11 protein-coding genes and 1 pseudogene are annotated in these 16,071 nt (G+C 65.9%); 5 read left to right on the forward strand and 7 right to left on the reverse strand.

Annotated features, from left to right (window positions below):
• Positions 1 to 28 precede the first annotated feature (28 nt).
• The gene (locus OHA11_RS08170) at positions 29 to 1,198 is read left to right on the forward strand and encodes a magnesium and cobalt transport protein CorA (protein WP_266493517.1); all 1,170 of its coding nucleotides are present in this window, start codon (positions 29 to 31) and stop codon (positions 1,196 to 1,198) included.
• Positions 1,199 to 1,617: 419 nt separating this feature from the next.
• On the opposite strand, the gene OHA11_RS08175 is transcribed toward OHA11_RS08170, so the two are convergent.
• Entirely contained in the window at positions 1,618 to 3,126 is a 1,509-nt protein-coding gene (locus tag OHA11_RS08175) for a glycerophosphodiester phosphodiesterase family protein (protein WP_266493519.1), read from the reverse strand.
• A gap of 498 nt (positions 3,127 to 3,624) precedes the next feature.
• Positions 3,625 to 4,968 carry a ferredoxin reductase family protein gene (locus OHA11_RS08180; RefSeq protein ID WP_266493522.1) on the reverse strand — a complete coding sequence of 448 codons (1,344 nt, stop codon included), beginning with the start codon at positions 4,966 to 4,968 and terminating at the stop codon, positions 3,625 to 3,627.
• Between the two features lie 357 nt (positions 4,969 to 5,325).
• On the opposite strand from OHA11_RS08180, the pseudogene OHA11_RS48310 reads away from it, so the two are divergent.
• Positions 5,326 to 5,433, forward strand: a pseudogene (locus OHA11_RS48310) (IS5/IS1182 family transposase); the annotation flags it as partial.
• Positions 5,434 to 5,807: 374 nt separating this feature from the next.
• Here the strand turns inward: OHA11_RS48310 and OHA11_RS08185 are convergent.
• The 5 genes from OHA11_RS08185 to OHA11_RS08205 form a co-directional block, all read right to left on the reverse strand.
• Positions 5,808 to 7,043 (reverse strand): class I SAM-dependent methyltransferase, encoded by a 1,236-nt coding sequence (locus OHA11_RS08185; RefSeq protein WP_266493525.1) that lies wholly within the window; start codon positions 7,041 to 7,043, stop codon positions 5,808 to 5,810.
• A 483-nt stretch (positions 7,044 to 7,526) separates the two neighbouring features.
• Entirely contained in the window at positions 7,527 to 8,840 is a 1,314-nt protein-coding gene (gene rfbH, locus OHA11_RS08190; RefSeq protein WP_266493527.1) for a lipopolysaccharide biosynthesis protein RfbH, read from the reverse strand.
• Positions 8,837 to 9,847, reverse strand: a complete 1,011-nt coding sequence (locus tag OHA11_RS08195) for an NAD(P)-dependent oxidoreductase (RefSeq protein WP_266493528.1) — start codon at positions 9,845 to 9,847, stop codon at positions 8,837 to 8,839. The genes rfbH and OHA11_RS08195 overlap by 4 nt, the downstream gene beginning before the upstream one ends.
• A 183-nt stretch (positions 9,848 to 10,030) precedes the next feature.
• On the reverse strand, positions 10,031 to 11,023 hold the full coding sequence (locus OHA11_RS08200) for a Gfo/Idh/MocA family protein (protein WP_266493531.1): 993 nt from the start codon (positions 11,021 to 11,023) through the stop codon (positions 10,031 to 10,033).
• An 11-nt stretch (positions 11,024 to 11,034) separates the two neighbouring features.
• Positions 11,035 to 12,660, reverse strand: a complete 1,626-nt coding sequence (locus tag OHA11_RS08205) for a SidA/IucD/PvdA family monooxygenase (protein ID WP_323186538.1) — start codon at positions 12,658 to 12,660, stop codon at positions 11,035 to 11,037.
• A gap of 314 nt (positions 12,661 to 12,974) precedes the next feature.
• Here OHA11_RS08205 and OHA11_RS08210 point away from each other — a divergent pair, with 314 nt between their 5' ends.
• From OHA11_RS08210 to OHA11_RS08220, 3 genes are all read left to right on the forward strand, one after another.
• On the forward strand, positions 12,975 to 13,643 hold the full coding sequence (locus OHA11_RS08210; RefSeq protein ID WP_266493534.1) for an FMN-binding negative transcriptional regulator: 669 nt from the start codon (positions 12,975 to 12,977) through the stop codon (positions 13,641 to 13,643).
• Positions 13,644 to 13,789: 146 nt separating this feature from the next.
• Positions 13,790 to 14,884 carry a pyridoxal phosphate-dependent aminotransferase gene (locus OHA11_RS08215; protein ID WP_266493537.1) on the forward strand — a complete coding sequence of 365 codons (1,095 nt, stop codon included), beginning with the start codon at positions 13,790 to 13,792 and terminating at the stop codon, positions 14,882 to 14,884.
• Positions 14,885 to 14,897: 13 nt separating this feature from the next.
• Positions 14,898 to 16,067: a cytochrome P450 gene (locus tag OHA11_RS08220; RefSeq protein ID WP_266493538.1), complete on the forward strand. Its 1,170-nt coding sequence runs from the start codon at positions 14,898 to 14,900 to the stop codon at positions 16,065 to 16,067.
• Positions 16,068 to 16,071: the final 4 nt, after the last annotated feature.

The following is a 16,071-nucleotide window of genomic DNA, read 5'->3' on the forward strand; positions in this document are numbered from 1 at the left end:
CATCGGCATCAGCAGGGAGGCTGCCGCGATGTCAGACCGCCGAGCCCGCCGCCCCGTGCCCCCATCCGGGGGCGGCCGGAAGCCTGTGTGGCGGCGCGCCGTGGCTCCGACGGCGCCACCGCCCGCGGATCCCCCGGCGCCAAGTCCGGCCCCCACCGAGCCGGCCCCCGCGGAGTCCGGCAGCGTCGTACAGGCGGCGCTCTACCGCGACGGGGTGCGTGTCGCGACCCCCGCCTCCCTCGCGGACACGTTCCGGGAGCTGCGCGAGCAGCAGGACGGCATGGCGTGGATCGGCCTGGCCCGCCCGACGGAGGAGGAAATCCTTTCCCTGGCGGCCGAGTTCGACCTCCACCCGCTGGCGGTCGAGGACGCGATGGAGGCCCATCAGCGACCGAAGCTGGAGCGCTACGGCGATACGCTCTTCGTCGTTCTGCGCGCCGCCCGGTACCTCGACGCATCGGAGGAGGTCGACTTCGGCGAGCTGCACGTCTTCATCGGCCCGGACTTCCTGATCACGGTCCGGCACGGCGCGGCCCCCGACCTCTCGGCCGTGCGCCACCGCATGGAGGAGACGCCGGAGCTGCTGAAACTCGGCCCCGAGGCGGTGCTGTACGCGATCCTCGACGCGGTCGTGGACGGTTACGCCCCGGTCGTCGCCGGTGTCCAGAACGACATCGACGAGATCGAGACCGAGGTCTTCGGCGGCGACCCCTGGGTCTCCCGCCGCATCTACGAACTCTCGCGCGAGATGGTCGAGTTCCAGCGCGCCACCCGTCCTCTGGTCGGCATGCTGCACGCCCTGATGGCCGGCTTCGCGAAGTACGGCACCGACGAGGAACTCCAGCGCTACCTCCGCGACGTCGCCGACCACGTCACCCACACCAGCGAACGCGTGGACGGCTTCCGCCAGGCCCTCACGGACATCCTCACGGTGAACGCGACCCTGGTCACCCAACAGCAGAACGCGGAGATGCGAGCACTGGCCGAGGCAGGCTTCGAACAGAACGAGGAGATCAAGAAGATCTCGTCGTGGGCGGCGATCCTGTTCGCACCGACGCTGGTCGGCACGATCTACGGCATGAACTTCGAGAACATGCCGGAACTGGGCTGGCGCTTCGGCTACCCCTTCGCGATCGGCTTGATGGGCATGGTCTGCGCCAGCTTGTACGTCATCTTCAAGCGACGGGACTGGCTCTGAGTAATGCGGACGTCTTCGGCCCAGGCACCGACCTCGGGGAGGTCGACCTGCTCACCCTGCGCAGGTCGACCTGCTCACCCTGCGCCCAGGCGTCGTAGCAGTAAGCCTGGGCCAGCTCGCCTTCGCGAGGGTCGCGTGCAACCCAGGCGATGGACGCCACCGGAGCCCACAGGACATGATGAAACGGCAACGGAACTCCTCGGGAACAACCTGTCTTGGACGACTGCCTATACCAACGAGCTCCGTTGCCCCACGCCGAAATTTTTCAACGGGCTTGCGTGACCAGCGAAACGCTACCTATCTGGCCTTGGGGAAAGCCCCTGCGCGCCTGCCCCGACGGCGTGGCCGACTCTGTGGTAGCACCCGGGGAGTTCCGTCACATTCCGCTTCTCCGGCCGACGGGACGCCGATGTGTGCCGTCAGCGGCGGACCAGATCAAACTGAAGGTAGTCGAGGTTCCAGTTCTGGTAGACATCTGCCGGGAGACTCACGCGGACCGTGTGGCGTCCTGCGGTGAGACGTTGGGTCACGCCGCTCGGCTGGAGTACCTCCTTGTTGTGGCTGGTGGTGTTGAGCACGGCGACACGCTTGCTCTGGGGGCCGCCGTCGAAGGAGAGCGTGTAGTGACCTGCGGGGGAGTAAGGGGAGGACACCCGGGCCGAGACCGCGTAAATTCCGGTGCGCGGAACCGCCATCTCATAGCTGAGCCACTCACCGCCGCGCATCCAGGAGACCCGGACATTGCCGTCGGCGTCGCTGATGTCGACGCCCTCACCCGGGCGCATAGGCAGATCCCCGACGTTGGCCGCGTCGTTGTCGTGGTAGCCGACGCCCTCACCGGGCCGGAAGTCCTCGGCCTGCACCCTCACGGCTCCACGCGGAAGGGGGTCACCCTCCCCGGTGCGCAGCCAGGACTCCAGTTTCTCCACGTCGTCGGTCTGGAAGATGGACGTGTTGAAGCCGCGCACCAGACCTTCCCAGCCGCGCAGGGGATCGACGAGTGACGCCTCATCGGTCATCCGGTCCGCCAGGCCGTTCCACATCGTGTTGCTCCACACCCGGCTGCGCTTGGCCACGGCGTCAAGGAAGGGCTTGCGGGCCGAGGCTTCGGCGATACTGGCGAAGTTGACTTCGTAGGCGACCGGTTGGTCGTCACCGAACTGGGTGAAGTGGCTGAGGTTGGCGTCCCCGATCATGTGCATGTAGACGGCGCCCTTGTGGGTGTCAAGGAAGTCCTTGACCTCCTCGACCGGGGCGTTGCTCTTGTAGAGGCCGTTGCGGACGGTGCCGGTCTTCGTCAGGATTTTCCAGATCTCCTCACGGAACGGCCAGCCCTTGTCGAGGTTGACCAACCCGCGGTCCTTGACGAACGTCATGGTCTCTTCGAGCGTCGGGATCCGCTCGTCGGTGACTGAGGCCTGGTTACCGCCCAGACCCTCCTTGAGCCGGAGATCCTTGATCTGGGCGAACGTCAGATCGGCGATCCTGCCACTGCCATTGGTTGTGCGGTCCACCGACTCGTCATGCATCAGGACGGGCACACCGTCCTTGGTGAGCCGGACGTCGATCTCGGCGATCTCGGCCCCCTGTTCGAACGCGGCCCGGATCGCGGGCATGGAGTTCTCAGGGGCGTATCGCCACTGACCGCGGTGGGCGACAGTCAGGATCTTGGCGTTGCCGCTGTGGTCAAGCAGATCGCGGTAAGCGCGTTCGGCCGGGGTACGACCGCCTTGACCGCGACCGCCGAAGACGTACGAGTCGTCGCTGCCCCCGCGAGCAGTACTGGCGCCTTGGTCGGCGATGAGATCGATCTTGGCCGGATCTTCGCCGTTCGAAAGGCCTGCGCCGACGACCGCGCCGGTCAGAGTGAGGGCGAGGGCAAGGGCGGTGGCGAGGTGCACACTGCGACCGAAAACAAGTCTTGTCATGCCGGAAACGCAACAGGGGTGTTGTAGATCTCCCGAGCCATGTGCGTGACCGGGCGTCGTCCATAGGATGAATGTGCGAGATCCCGCGAGTTCCCCTGAGCCGGCCTGCATCTTCGTCTGGAAGCACCGGTTGCGGACCCCTGGACGAGTCGTTCCGTCGCACACCGCAGTACGGTCGTCGATACGACGGCCCACGAACGGATGATCTCACCAGTCCTGCACGGTCTCCATTCGACGGGGATCCGCGTGTCAGCCGAGCGGCCACCGAGCCACTGCCGCTATCACGCTTCTACGCGATCGCAGGCGTGTGGTGAAAACCGCGCGCCGACCCGTATGAATGTCTCGCACACAACCCGATGGCGCGAGCGGCGGCTGCCCCCGGTGAGCCAAGCGATGTCCTCATCGCCCTGTTCAAAGCGATTGACGGGTTCGCGGGTCAGCCCCACGCCTATACGCATTCGGATGCAGCCACAGCCGATCCGACTGGCCCCTGCCGGTTCAGGCCAGGCCGAATTTCTCGGCGTGGATCTGTCGTGCGGGGACCCGCAGGTCTCGTAGGCCGGCGAGTACGGCTTTGGTCATGGCGGGCGGGCCGCAGACGTACACGTCGCGTTCGGTGATGTCGGGGACCAGCCGGTGCAGGCTGTCCGGGCCGAAGGTCGGGGTGCCGCCCTCGCCGGTTCTGCCGGTGAGCAGGTGCAGCCGTCCGCCCCGTAGCGCGACCAGGTGGCGCACCTCGTTCAGCAGGACGGCGTCGGTCTCGCTGCGTACCCGGTACAGCACGACGACGTCACCGGTCGCCTCTTCCTCCAGCATGGCCCGCACGGGCGTGATCCCCACACCCCCGGCGATCAGCAGGGTGCCGGGCCGGGTCCGGTGCAGCGAGGTGAACGCCCCGTACGGTCCTTCGACGAACGCGCGGCTGCCGACCGGGACGTTCCGCAGGCCGGCGCTGGTGCTGCCCGCCGCCTTCGCCGTGAGGCGCAGCCCCTGGCCGCCCGGCGCCGCCGACAGGGAGAAGGGGTTGGCCAGCCACCAGTTGTTGTGTCCGGGGAACCGCCAGATGCAGAACTGCCCTGCCCTGGCCGGGAGTTTGTCGAGGTGTCGGCCGGTGACGTACACGGAGACCACGTTGTCCGACTCCGGTACCACGGCCGCGACGCGGAACCGGTGGTACGCGTTGCGCCACAGCGGCATGGCGACACGGCCGGTCAGCAGGGCGCCGAAGGCGAACAGCCACAGGAGCCACCAGTAGGCCGTGGCGAACGCGGAGGACGCGAACGTCGTGGTCTCCTGCAGCTGGTGGACGAACGACAGGCCCAGGGCCACGTAAAGCAGCAGGTGCAGACCGTGCCAGACCTCGTACGGCAGTCGCCGCCGCAGGGGCCGGGTGGACATCACGGCGATCACGACGATGACGGCCGCGGCGAGCATGCCCAGCAGGGAGGCCGGCACCCCGCTGAGCGCGACGAACGTCTTCACCATGGACGCGTCGTCGAGGTTCGCATAGCCGAGCACCACCAGCGTGGCGTGCGTGAGGACGGTCCACAGCAGCAAGAAGCCGACCCAGCGGTGCCACACCGTGAGCCGGTCCATCCCGATGCGCCGGTCCAGCCAGGGCAGCCGGGCCACCAGCAGCAGTTGGAACAGCATCAACAGGGCCGCGTGCAGTCCGAAGAACTTGGCGACCGTGAGCACCCCGTTCTTGCCCGAACCGGCGCCCAGGAACAGCGCCTCGACGACCACCACATTGACGATGACGAAACTCCACATCGCCCAGCGCGCCGCATCCACCGGAAGCACCGTGCCTCTGCGCCGCACCGTGTTACTCGCCACCGCCATGCTTTCCTCGCATCCCCCGTGGCCACCGCACTCGCGACCCGCAAGCACTGACCTCATGAAGACCGGGTAATTCGCCCGATACACGACCCGATCAGACAGGAATACGGAGCGCAGGCCCGATCGGTTCACGCCAAAACCGTCGAATCCAACCGCCGTTCGGTGTTCGGTGCGTCCTGCGACCCAGGGTTCCGCAATGGTTCACGTCGCCGCGTGGTGCAGCGCTCACCAGTGTGGCCAGCGCCCGCGACCACCAGTTCAGCGTCGTGGCGGACGCCCTTGAAGCCGTCGTGGTGTGGTTGCGAGTTGGTGCGTGATGGCGGGTGAGGCGTCGTGCCTGGCCGGTGGCCTGATCCGACTGTGGCGATCACGGTCAATCGGGCGGTGCTGGCGCATCGGCTGTTCACGGGGATCTCTCAGCGTCATCTCGCCCACTTGGTCGAGGAGTTGGCAGTGCCGTGGCAAGCCGCGACACACCGCCTCGGCCGCCTGGGCCGCCTGGGCCGCCTGGGCCGCCTGGGAAGAATGAAACGCGCCCCGCTACGGACGGCCTCCCCCACTGCGAGCGTGCGGCGTTGATCATTCCTTCCGCGCGCCATGGTGGGAAGCTTTGACGGGCGCTGCTGAGGACGGGTCACCAAGGGATTCCTCTCCGGCGCAGGTGGCGCAGCGGTGCGCAGGCCGGGCACAGCTCACACCAGTGCGCCTGCGGCACCTGCGCCCGCCCGCACGGCGGCAAAGTGGCGGCAGGACAGCCGTAAGGCTGCCCGTGACCTGGCGCGTTGCGGCATCGGCCAGCGACCGCCGACCGCCGACCGCCGACCGCCGACCGCCGACCGCCGCTACACGATGCTCAGTGGCGCGGGCAGCGGGAAGACCAACTTGCCGCCGCGGGACAGGAACTCGCCTTCCCGCTCAATGAATCCGTCCCGGTAGACCCATGGGAGCACCAGCAGCTGGTCGGGACGTTGTGCGAGGGCCTCCCTCTCGGAGACGATGGGAATGAGGGTGCCGGGGGTGAATCGGCCGGCCTTCTCCGGGCTGACCTCTCCGATGCACGGCAGACTCTCCTCTCCGATGCCGCAATACTGGAGAATCACGTTTCCCTTGGTCGATGCGCCGTAGCCCAAGGTCAGCTTGCCGTCTTTGCGCGAGGTGTCGAGGAAGTCGCGTAGGCCGTCGCGGTGTTCGCGAACACGCCCGGCGAAGGACTCGTAGGGCGCCATGGTGTCGAGCCCCAGTCCGGTCTCCCGGGCACGCAAGCGGTTCAGCGCCGCCTCGTCACGCCGATGCCCGGAGCCCCGCTTGGCGAGCGTGACGCAGAGGCTGCCGCCGTAGACGTCGGTAATCTCCGCTCTCACGATGTCGAGGCCGACGCGCTCGGCCATCCACTCGATCTGACGAAACGCGTAGTACTCCAGGTGCTCGTGGCATATCACGTCATAGGCGGTCGCCTCGAGCATTGCCGGAAGATAGCTCATCTCCAGCATCCACACACCGTCGTCAGCGAGTGTTCCCTTCACCTCTTCCATGAACCCGAGCGGGTCGGGCAGGTCGTAGAACATGGCTATCGAGGTGATGACCTTGGCCCGGCGGGAGCCGTAGTGCGCGGCGAAGACTTCCCGAGAGAAAAAGTCTGGGATCAGGTCGATGTGTTCAGGATAGAACTCTCGCCATTTTTCGCCGGTCGGATCCACTCCAACGAGAGTGGGGCCGTTCGCCGGATACCCGGACAGCAGGGTCCCATCGTTGCTTCCGATGTCCAGGACCAGGTCATCGGGTCCGATGTCGACAAGTCTGGTGAGTTCGTCGACCTTACTACGGAGATGATTGATCATGAATGGGCGGATGCCGGAGCGGTAACCGTACTGAAGGCCGTACATAAGCTTGAGATCGGCGGTGTTCCGGAGCTGGACGAGACCGCATCCGTCCGGCGAGCACTTGACCAGCTCGAGTGGGGCGGTCGGCACAACTTCCGTGCGACTGTGAGGGAATACGCCGGTCAGTGCCTGTTCTCCCAGATCCAGCACCTGAAGCAGTGTGCGATTGCCGCACACACGGCACGCCGCGATGGTCATGAGTCCTTACCTTTCTTCGTGGGCTCGTCCTGGTCGTGCGTAGAGTGGGGAGGCGCAGAGGTGTCGGTGTGGGTTGCCTGCGTCAGCCGCTTGTGGCTCTGAAGGATTGACCCCTACGTGCTGGAGCTGGAGCTGGTAGCCGAGGTGGTTGAGCCGGCTGACCAGGCCTCTGATGGTTCGGGTCTTGCCAATGCGTTCGAGGAAGTCGCCGCCGACGTCGGCGCACTCGGTGTCGCAGGTGAACATGTGCCAAATCGAGACGATGACCGAGTGCCTTGGACGCCTTCGCCTCCCGCGCAGACGCATAACGCACTCACCGCGCGTCACCAACCCCGCTTGACAACTTCATTGGGAATCCTCCACAAGCTGCCGGGCGGCCCGGTAGGGGCGGATACGGATGGCGAGCTGTCGACGTCGCCAAGTCTGCTGAAGGTGGGGCATCCTCCCAGCCTCCCAACGGGGCATCGCATGACAGGTCCGGCTTCAGCGCAAAGACCCCTTCGTGAATGACCAGATTTCGTGAATCACATAGTCGATCATCTCCTCGGTCACGCCGGGGTAAATCCCGATCCATAGCGTGTCACTAGCGACCTTGTCGCTATTGGACAAACTGCCGGATATTCGGTAGTCGACGCGTCCATAAGCGGGATGACGGGTGAGGTTGCCGCTGAATAGTAGCCGGGTGCTGATACGTTTTGATTCCAAATGGAGTTGCAATTCCCGGCGAGAGTACGCCGCTGAATCTTGAACCGTCAGCACAAACCCGAACCAGCTTGGATCACTGTTCGGTGCAGGTTCGGGCAATATAAGACCTGGAGCATCCTGCAGCCCCGATCTCATGCGGAGCCAATTCTTGCGTCGACTGTCACAGAATTCAGGCAACCGCTCCAACTGAGACAGCCCCAATGCCGCCTGCAGATCAGTCGCCTTAAGGTTGTATCCCACATGGGAGAAAATGTATTTATGGTCATAGCCATAGGGAAGCGTGCCGAGCTGCCAGCCGAAACGCTTCTTGCACCGATCGTCTTCTCCCGGTTCACACCAGCAGTCCCGCCCCCAGTCCCGATAGGACTCGACAAGGCGCGCGAGTTCCATGCTGTTCGTCAGGACGCAGCCGCCCTCACCCATCGTGAGATGGTGAGCCGGGTAGAAGCTGACTGTGCTGAGGTGCCCGAAGGTTCCCGTTTTTTTGCCGCGGTAGGTGGAGCCGACGGCGTCGCAGTTGTCCTCCACGAACCACAGCCCGTGCCGGTCGGCCAACTCCCGGATCTCGGCGGCCTCGAAGGGGTTGCCCAGCGCGTGCGCGATCATTATCGCCCTCGTCTTGGGGCCGATCGCCGCCTCCACCAGCTCCGCGGTGGTGTTGTAGGTGCTCAGGTCGATATCGACGAAGACCGGCACCAGTCCGTTCTGGATGATCGGGTTGACAGTGGTCGGGAAGCCTGCCGCTACCGTGATCACTTCGTCGCCCCGGCGCAGCCCGCGGTCGCCCAACTCCGGTGCGGTCAGCGCCGACAGCGCCAGCAGGTTGGCCGAGGACCCGGAGTTGGTCAGATGAGCCTTGCGCAGTCCGAGATAGCCGGCCAGGGCCCGCTCGAATCGAATGGCATAGCTCCCGGATGCGATGCGCAGGTCCAGGGCCGCTTCGACCAGTGCTATCCGGTCCGCCGCCGTCAGTACGGCGCCCGAGGCCAGCACCCGGCTCTCGCCGGCCACCCATGTGGATGCCGCCGACTCGGCCTCGTGGTGGTACTCGCTGACCAGCGCGAGAATCTCGTCCTTGAGATTGTCGTTCATCGGGTACCTTCCGCGGGGCAGCCAGCAATGGGTTGGGCCTGGCCCTCTCCGGCTGTCCGCCAGATCCAGCGCAGGGTCTCCGGTAGCGTTCGAGCAGCCGACCAGTCCAGGTGACGCCGAGCCAGAGTCGGATCCGCGATCTGCCAGCCGGCGGCCAGAGACCGCCCGCCGCCCTCGGGCGCCGGGAGCACGTCGATCGCAAACTCGACTCCGCTGGCCAACGCGAGCCCGCGGACCAACTCGTAGGCACTGGCGGCCCGCCCGGTGCCGATATTGAGCACCGGTACGCCCGAGAGCCGCCGCGAGACGGTCGAGCGGAGGACCGCCTCCGCCACATCACGGGCATCGGCGTAGTCGCGGTGCTGACTCAAGTCGAACAGGGTGAGCCGCGCCGGGTGTCCGTCCCGCCGCGCTCGGGTGAGCGTCTGCAGGGTCCTGCCGAGCAGGCTCACAGGCGACATGTTCGATCCGATGGCGTTGAAGATGCGGAGGACCACGATGTCCAGCGACGCCTCTCGGGCGACCTCGAAGATCCTCCGGGTGCCCCGCAACTTGGTTCGCCCGTACTCCGACCGCGGCGCCTCCGGGCAACCCTCGTCGGTCGCGTGTGGGCGGGGCAATGGCCCGTACTCCAGCGATGAGCCGAGGTGCACCAACCGGGCGGTGCTGCCGAGGTCGGCCATCGCCAGCGCCAGTTGCTCCGGGAGTTCGGCATTGGCTGCCTGCAGCAAAGAGGCGTCGTTCCGCCAGATCTCACCGACGGTGTTGACCACGGCATCCGGGGTGAACCGGTTGATCATCGAGGCGAACTGAGCCCGCCGCGGAGCGCTGCCGTCCAGCTCGACCACCCTGCACCCGGCCGACAGAGCGGCCGGCCGCCTGGTCACCACAGTGACTTCCATGCCCGCCGTGGACAGCCTGTTGAGGACATGCCGACCGAGGAATCCGGTGCCACCGATCAGGAGGACTTTGGTTCGCGGGGTTCCGACGAGGGACTCCGAGGTCATCGGTACCCCCACTGTCGCCGTCTGCCACAGTCACGTGTTGATCGGTGAGGACAGGTTGATCGTGCTCGGCGGCCCGTCGTCGAGGGCTCGAAGGTGCGCGTTCGGCGCGAGGAATCGACTGACGTTCCGCTCGCGGAAACCACCGACATCTTCACCATCCCCCTCGGCTTGAAATGGCGCACACTAAGGGACCTCGATCCGTATTGCGGTTTGTTCCACGTCGTCAATCAGTCGAGCCTGGAGGCGGCTCGCCGCTGATTGATCGAGCGTTTTCGATCCCGTCAGCACCGCATTCGCGAAGTACCGCACGATGTTGCCGAACTGGTCGTCCATCGGGAGCGTGACCTCCTCACGGTGGTCCTGCCGCTCGATGTACAGCACCGGCTGAAACGACGGCGGCGGTGTGAACGCCCGGTCGAGCCGCAGCAGGCCTCGGCTACCGGCGAACGCGCAGCCGGTCCGATAGGAGTGCTCCATTCCGAAGACCAGGTCGGCCGTCGCTCCCCCGGGCGTGCACGCGAGGATGCGTCCGGACACCACGGCACCCGTGCGGGCGCGAACCCGCAGGACGGCATGGACCACTTCAAGGGCGGAGCCGAGGTAGTGCAGGGCGGCGCGGATCGGATAGATGCCCATGTCCAGCAGGGCGCCGCCGCCGATGTCCGGGTGGTAGCGCATGTTCTCGTCGGGCAGCGGCGGAATCGTGAACACACTCGTGAAGTCCCTCAGCTCGCCGACCGCTCCGTCGGCGAGCAGGTGCCGGACACGGAGGTGCTGCGAGTGATGCGGGAACACAACGTTCTCCAGTAGCACCAGGCCCCGTGATTCGGCGAGCGCCAACAGCCCGTCCGCGCTCTTCGCATCCGCGGCCAGCGGCTTCTCGGCGAGCACATGCTTGCCCGCCCGCAGTGCCTTCGCGACCCAGTCGGCATGCATCATTACCGGCAGCGGTATGTAGACCGCGTCGATGTCGCGGGAGGCGAGAAGCTCCTCGTAGCCCAGTACCCGGGGATCGCCGAAGGCCGCCGCGAACCGCCTCGCCTTTGCCTCGTCGCGGCTGGCGACGGCGGCGACCTCGATGTCGGGGCAGGCGGCCATCGCCGGCAGAGTGCGGCGCCAGGCGATGTCGGCGCAGCCGAGAACGCCAACGCGTAAGGGACCTTGTGCTGCGGCCATACCAGTCCTCATCAGGCGGGGGTGGTCAGTCCGGGCGTCGCCGACCCGTCCACGGACCGCCGCTCCAGGATGGAATCCGCGATCTCGCCGCCGCGCACGGCGATATTCGACAGGAGGGACGACGTCAGTCCGTGGGTATGTTCGGTGCCGCCCTGGAGGTAGATGCCGCACGACACATCCGGTGTGGTGACAAGCCGGTAGTCACGGTCGACCCGGTGCCTTCCCGCACCGTCGCGCAGGCAGTAGCCGTCGAGGTCGCCGAGTATGCCGCTCGGGTCCATGGAGTCGTAGCCGGTGGCGAAGACGAGCGCATCCACATCGAGTTCCTGCGAACCGCCGTCGAGCAGCAACTCCATCGAGACGCGCGACTCGTTCCCGATCCGCTTGACATTCGTGACCCGGGCCATGTTGAGGATGTGCAGGCGCTTGGCCCCGCGCACTTCCTCCATGTACACACGCTGATACAGGTCCCGGATGACTTCGTCGTCGACCACCGAATAGTTCGTGTTCCTGTGGTAGCGCCAGAAGGCTTCCCGAGTGCGCTCCGTACCGAAATAGTAGTCATCGACCGCAGCGGAATCGAACACCTGGTTGGCGAACGGCGTATCGTCCGCAATTGAATATCCATAGGACGGGACAATCGCGTAGATCTGAGCATCCGGAAGGCTTTCGTGCAGAAACCTGGCGATCTCTGCCCCGCTCTGTCCGGCCCCTACGACCGCAACCTTCTTCAGGGTGTCGGGGCAGGTCTGCTGGAACCTCTCCAGGAATTCTGAGCTGTGCCAGATCCGTTCGTCGGATGCCATGCCATCCGGCAGCTGGGGGACGAGGCCTGTGGAGATCACGACATTGCGGGCGGCGACGAACCTGGTGTCGCCCGTTTCGTTGTCACGCACCCTGAGCTGAAGGTACTGGACAGTTGCGGAAGATGCTTCCAGGGGCAGTCGGATTCCCGTGACTTCCGATCCGTACGAGACCCGGTCGGCAAATGGCTCCTGAGCCCAGTCAAGGTATTGATGGTACTCCTCTCGGGTCGGGAAGAAAGTCTGGGTGTTGATGAACTTTTCAAGCCGGCCGGAGGCGTGAAGATAGGAGAGGAAACCGAACCGCGAGACTGGATTGCGCAGGGTGGCCAGATCCTTCAGGAACGACACCTGCATCGTCGCCAACGGCAGCAGCATGTTGCGATGCCAGCCGAACGAGGACTGCCGCTCGAAGAAAGCGGAGGCGACCGGGCCCGCGGAGGAGCCGGCTCCATTCTCTTCCAGAGCGATGGCGAACGCCAGGTTGGACGGCCCGAAACCAACGCCCACGACGTCGTATATCTCAGCTGAATTGACACCCATTGGCAACACTTCTTCCGCTAGCGTGGCTGCGAGGTGGCTGCTCAGGTCTCTGTGTGACCTGGGCGTGGCTCGTTCATTGATCTGTCCGTGGACCTCACCAGGCGTCGTCCGCCGTACGACGATCTTGCGCGCCTGATTCCCCGCCGATGCGGCCGCCTCGGTGCGGGCCCCGTTCGCCGAGCACGCCAAGGCCCTGCCGCGGATGGTGAAGGCACGGATAAAGATCTCCGACGGCCGGCGCACCGAAAACGGCATCAACCGCTGTCTGCTGATGCGCTCGTAACTCTCCACCGCCCGCAAACACAACCTCAACCCCCTCGGCGATCTCTTCGGCAAAAGCCTCCGGCACCCACCCGCTCACACGCAATCAATCTCCTGAGTGGTTACGCTGCGACGGGCTGTTCCACGTACGTCTTTCGTGTTTGACTGCGGCCCCGCATGCTTGCCTAATCACGTTGCATTGAAGACCTGCGGCGCGTCAAGGTTGATAGCGTTGAGGGCGTACGCAAGAAGCCCGGTCTGCCCATGTGTTGTCCTGTCGACGGGACAGGAATCCAACCATTCCGATGCCATGGCTACTCGACTTCGAGGGGTGACATTTCCGCATGTTCGTTCCCCGCCAATACCGCGAACCCGATGGTTCTTGGATGACCGATCTGATCCACGACAATCCGCTGGCACTGGCCGTGACCAACGGTGGCGACGACGGGCCGTTTGCCACCCACCTCCCGATTATCCCGGATCCCCACACGGTGATCGATTGGTCGGACAGCCCGAATGGGGCCATCCTGCTCGGGCACTTGAACCGGGCCAATCCCCACTGGCGCGCACTCCGCACCGGCGAGGCCATCCTCCTGGTGTTCACCGGTCCGCATGGGTACGTATCGCCTGCGGTGTACGAGATGACGCCGGCCTCGCCGACATGGAACTTCACTTCGGTGCATGTGCACGGTGTGATAGAGAAGGTTGACTCGATCGAGGAGACACTCGACGTCGTTCGAGCCACGGCACTGGCCTTCGAAACCCGCTTCGGTTTCGGATGGGATCAGTCAGAATCGGTCGACTACTTCCGCAGTATCGTTTCCGGTGTCGGGGCTTTCCGCGTCACCGTGACAAGCGCCGAGGGAATGTTCAAACTCAGCCAGGAGCAACCCCCTGAGATCCGCGAGCGCGTCAAGAAGTCATTCAGTCAACGCGCCTGCAGCCGACACCAGGCAACCGCGGAGTTCATGGAGCGGCTTCCCCAGAATGGGCTTCGGGCCACCGAGCGTTAGACGGTCCATCCGACGTTCGTGGCCCGTTCACGAAAGGCAACAAGGGCAGGTGGAGGAGCGAAATGACGCGTCCCACAAACCATAGTCCGCGGATATCAACGAGGGTTGCGGCGCTGCGGGGCAATAGCTTGGGGGAAATCTTCCTCATGGCACGCGAGCGCCGCGGAATCGATATGGCGCTCGGCACTCCCGGATACCCCGAGACCGCTGTCGACATCATCGAGGCAGCCAATGACGCGATACGTACGGGGAAGAATCAGTACGTCTTCCCCCCGGGTGATCTGCGGCTGCGGGAGCACATCGCCACCACCCTCCCGGTGCCGACCGACCCGGAGACCGAGCTGACCGTCACCGTCGGAGCCACCGAGGCCCTCTTCCTGGCCCTGCACGCGCTCATCGATCCCGGCGACGAGGTCGTCCTCCTCGATCCCGGCTACGAGCAGTTCAAGTCGGCGATCACCTTCGCGGGCGGCGTGCCCCGGTATGTCCCGCTGTACGCGCCCGATTGGCGGTTCGACCCCGCCGAACTGGCATCCGCCTTCAACTCCCGTACCCGCGTCGTCCTCCTGAACTCGCCCGGCAACCCCACGGGCCGAGTCCTGACCCGCCAGGAGCTCGACCTGATCGCCGAGTCGGCCGAGCGATGGGACGCGACGGTCATCTGCGACGAGGTGTACAGCGGCTTCCTCTTCGACGGCCGGGGCCAGACCTCGATCGCCGAGGTACCCGGCCTCGCGGAGCGCAGCGTGCTGGTCGGTTCGTTCTCCAAGAGCCACGCGATCAGCGGGTGGCGGCTCGGCTTCCTGCGTGCGGATGCCACGCGCACCACGGCGATGCGGCGCGTGCAGGAACTCACCACCAACGGCGCTCCGGGCCCGCTTCAGGCGGCCGTCGGCCTCGCGGCCGGCTCCGCCGACCTGCGGACGGCATCCGAGGAGATGGGCCGCCGCCGCGATTTCGCCCTGGAGATCTTTACGGGCATGGGCATGAAGATCTCACCCCCGGAAGGGGGGTGCTTCCTGCTGGCGGACATCGGCCCGCTCACCGGGGGACGCGCGGACGGCCGCGCCTTCACCCTCGAACTCCTCGACGCGACCGGGGTCGTGGTCGTTCCTGCGGCCCCCTCGTTCGCCGACCCCGACCGCGGTGCACAGTACGTGCGCATCGCTTTCAACCGGCCGTTCGAGCTGCTGCACGAGGTGGAGCGCCGAGTCCGCGGCTTCCGGCCGTCCGGCCAGTGACGAGGTGTCCTCGATGACCGAATCCACGATCGACCAGTTAGGTCCGCTGCCCGGCATCCTGCGTCCTGGTCCCGAGGATGTCGTGCGTGTCGTCACCGCCACAGGCGACCCGTTGTGGCTCGTGCGCGGCTACACGCTGGGACGGTCGGTCCTTGCGGACAAGAGGTTCAGCCGGGCCGCCGCGCTCCGGCCCGGCGCCCCGGCGTTCAATGACGCCCAGCCGGCGGCGGATTCCATGATGAGCATGGACGGCAGTCGGCACGCCCGGCTGCGGCGCCTGGTCAGCGGCGCGTTCTCCACCGGTCGGATGGCCAGGATGAGCGCCTTCGTGACAGACCTGACCGACCGTCGACTGGACGCGATCGCCGAGATCGGCAACGGTGCGGACCTGATCGAGAACCTGGCCCGGCCGCTGCCGCTGTCCGTACTCAGTTCCATGCTCGGCATTCCCGAGGAGGACACCCCCCGCTTCCGCGGGTGGGTGGACGTCCTCTTCGACCTGGAGGTCAGCAGCCCTCGCGAGAAGGCCCGGCGCCGCTTCGAACTCATCGAGTACATCACGGAGTTGCTGGACCGCAAGCGCCGCGATCCGAGCGATGACCTGCTCAGTGACCTGACCATCGCGCAGCACCAGGGCGAGCTGTCCATGAACGAGCTGCTCACCCTGGGGCTCACCCTGCTGATGGCGGGCTATGAGACCACCACCGGCCAGATCGGCCTCGCGCTGTTGTCGCTGCTGGCCGACCGCAGCGCCTACGACGAGCTCCTCGCACACCCCGAAAACGTCGGGAACGCGACGGAGGAGCTGATCCGGTTGACCCCTGCCACGCCGCTGACCTTTGTCCGTATCGCCACCGAACCGGTGCGGCTGGGCGAGGTCACCGTACAGGCGGGCGAGGGCGTCGTGGTGGCCCTGATCCACGGCAACCGCGACGCGAAGATGTTCGCCGAGCCGACGGCCATGTCCCTCGACTCCCGCCGCGATTCCCCACCTCTCACCTTTGGGCACGGCGTGCACCGCTGTCTGGGCGCACCACTCGCGAGACTCCAGCTGCGCATCGTCCTCGAACGGCTCCCGCGGCGCTTCCCGGCGCTGCGGCTCGCAGAGGTCCCGGAACCGGTTGTCTGGAAGGACGGCCTGGGCATACGCGGCCTGTCACGGCTACTGGTCGACTCCGAATGAGGGA

It is taken from the genome of Streptomyces sp. NBC_00878 (assembly GCF_026341515.1).
Classification (GTDB): Bacteria; Actinomycetota; Actinomycetes; order Streptomycetales; family Streptomycetaceae; genus Streptomyces.

Bases quoted from the DNA above. Each gene is read 5' to 3' on its own strand.
- OHA11_RS08170 (WP_266493517.1), top strand. From the start codon at position 29: ATGTCAGACCGCCGAGCCCGCCGCCCCGTGCCCCCATCCGGGGGCGGC.
- OHA11_RS08175 (WP_266493519.1), bottom strand. From the start codon at position 3,126: ATGACAAGACTTGTTTTCGGTCGCAGTGTGCACCTCGCCACCGCCCTT.
- OHA11_RS08180 (WP_266493522.1), bottom strand. From the start codon at position 4,968: ATGGCGGTGGCGAGTAACACGGTGCGGCGCAGAGGCACGGTGCTTCCG.
- OHA11_RS08185 (WP_266493525.1), bottom strand. From the start codon at position 7,043: ATGACCATCGCGGCGTGCCGTGTGTGCGGCAATCGCACACTGCTTCAG.
- rfbH (WP_266493527.1), bottom strand. From the start codon at position 8,840: ATGAACGACAATCTCAAGGACGAGATTCTCGCGCTGGTCAGCGAGTAC.
- OHA11_RS08195 (WP_266493528.1), bottom strand. From the start codon at position 9,847: ATGACCTCGGAGTCCCTCGTCGGAACCCCGCGAACCAAAGTCCTCCTG.
- OHA11_RS08200 (WP_266493531.1), bottom strand. From the start codon at position 11,023: ATGGCCGCAGCACAAGGTCCCTTACGCGTTGGCGTTCTCGGCTGCGCC.
- OHA11_RS08210 (WP_266493534.1), top strand. From the start codon at position 12,975: ATGTTCGTTCCCCGCCAATACCGCGAACCCGATGGTTCTTGGATGACC.
- OHA11_RS08215 (WP_266493537.1), top strand. From the start codon at position 13,790: ATGGCACGCGAGCGCCGCGGAATCGATATGGCGCTCGGCACTCCCGGA.
- OHA11_RS08220 (WP_266493538.1), top strand. From the start codon at position 14,898: ATGACCGAATCCACGATCGACCAGTTAGGTCCGCTGCCCGGCATCCTG.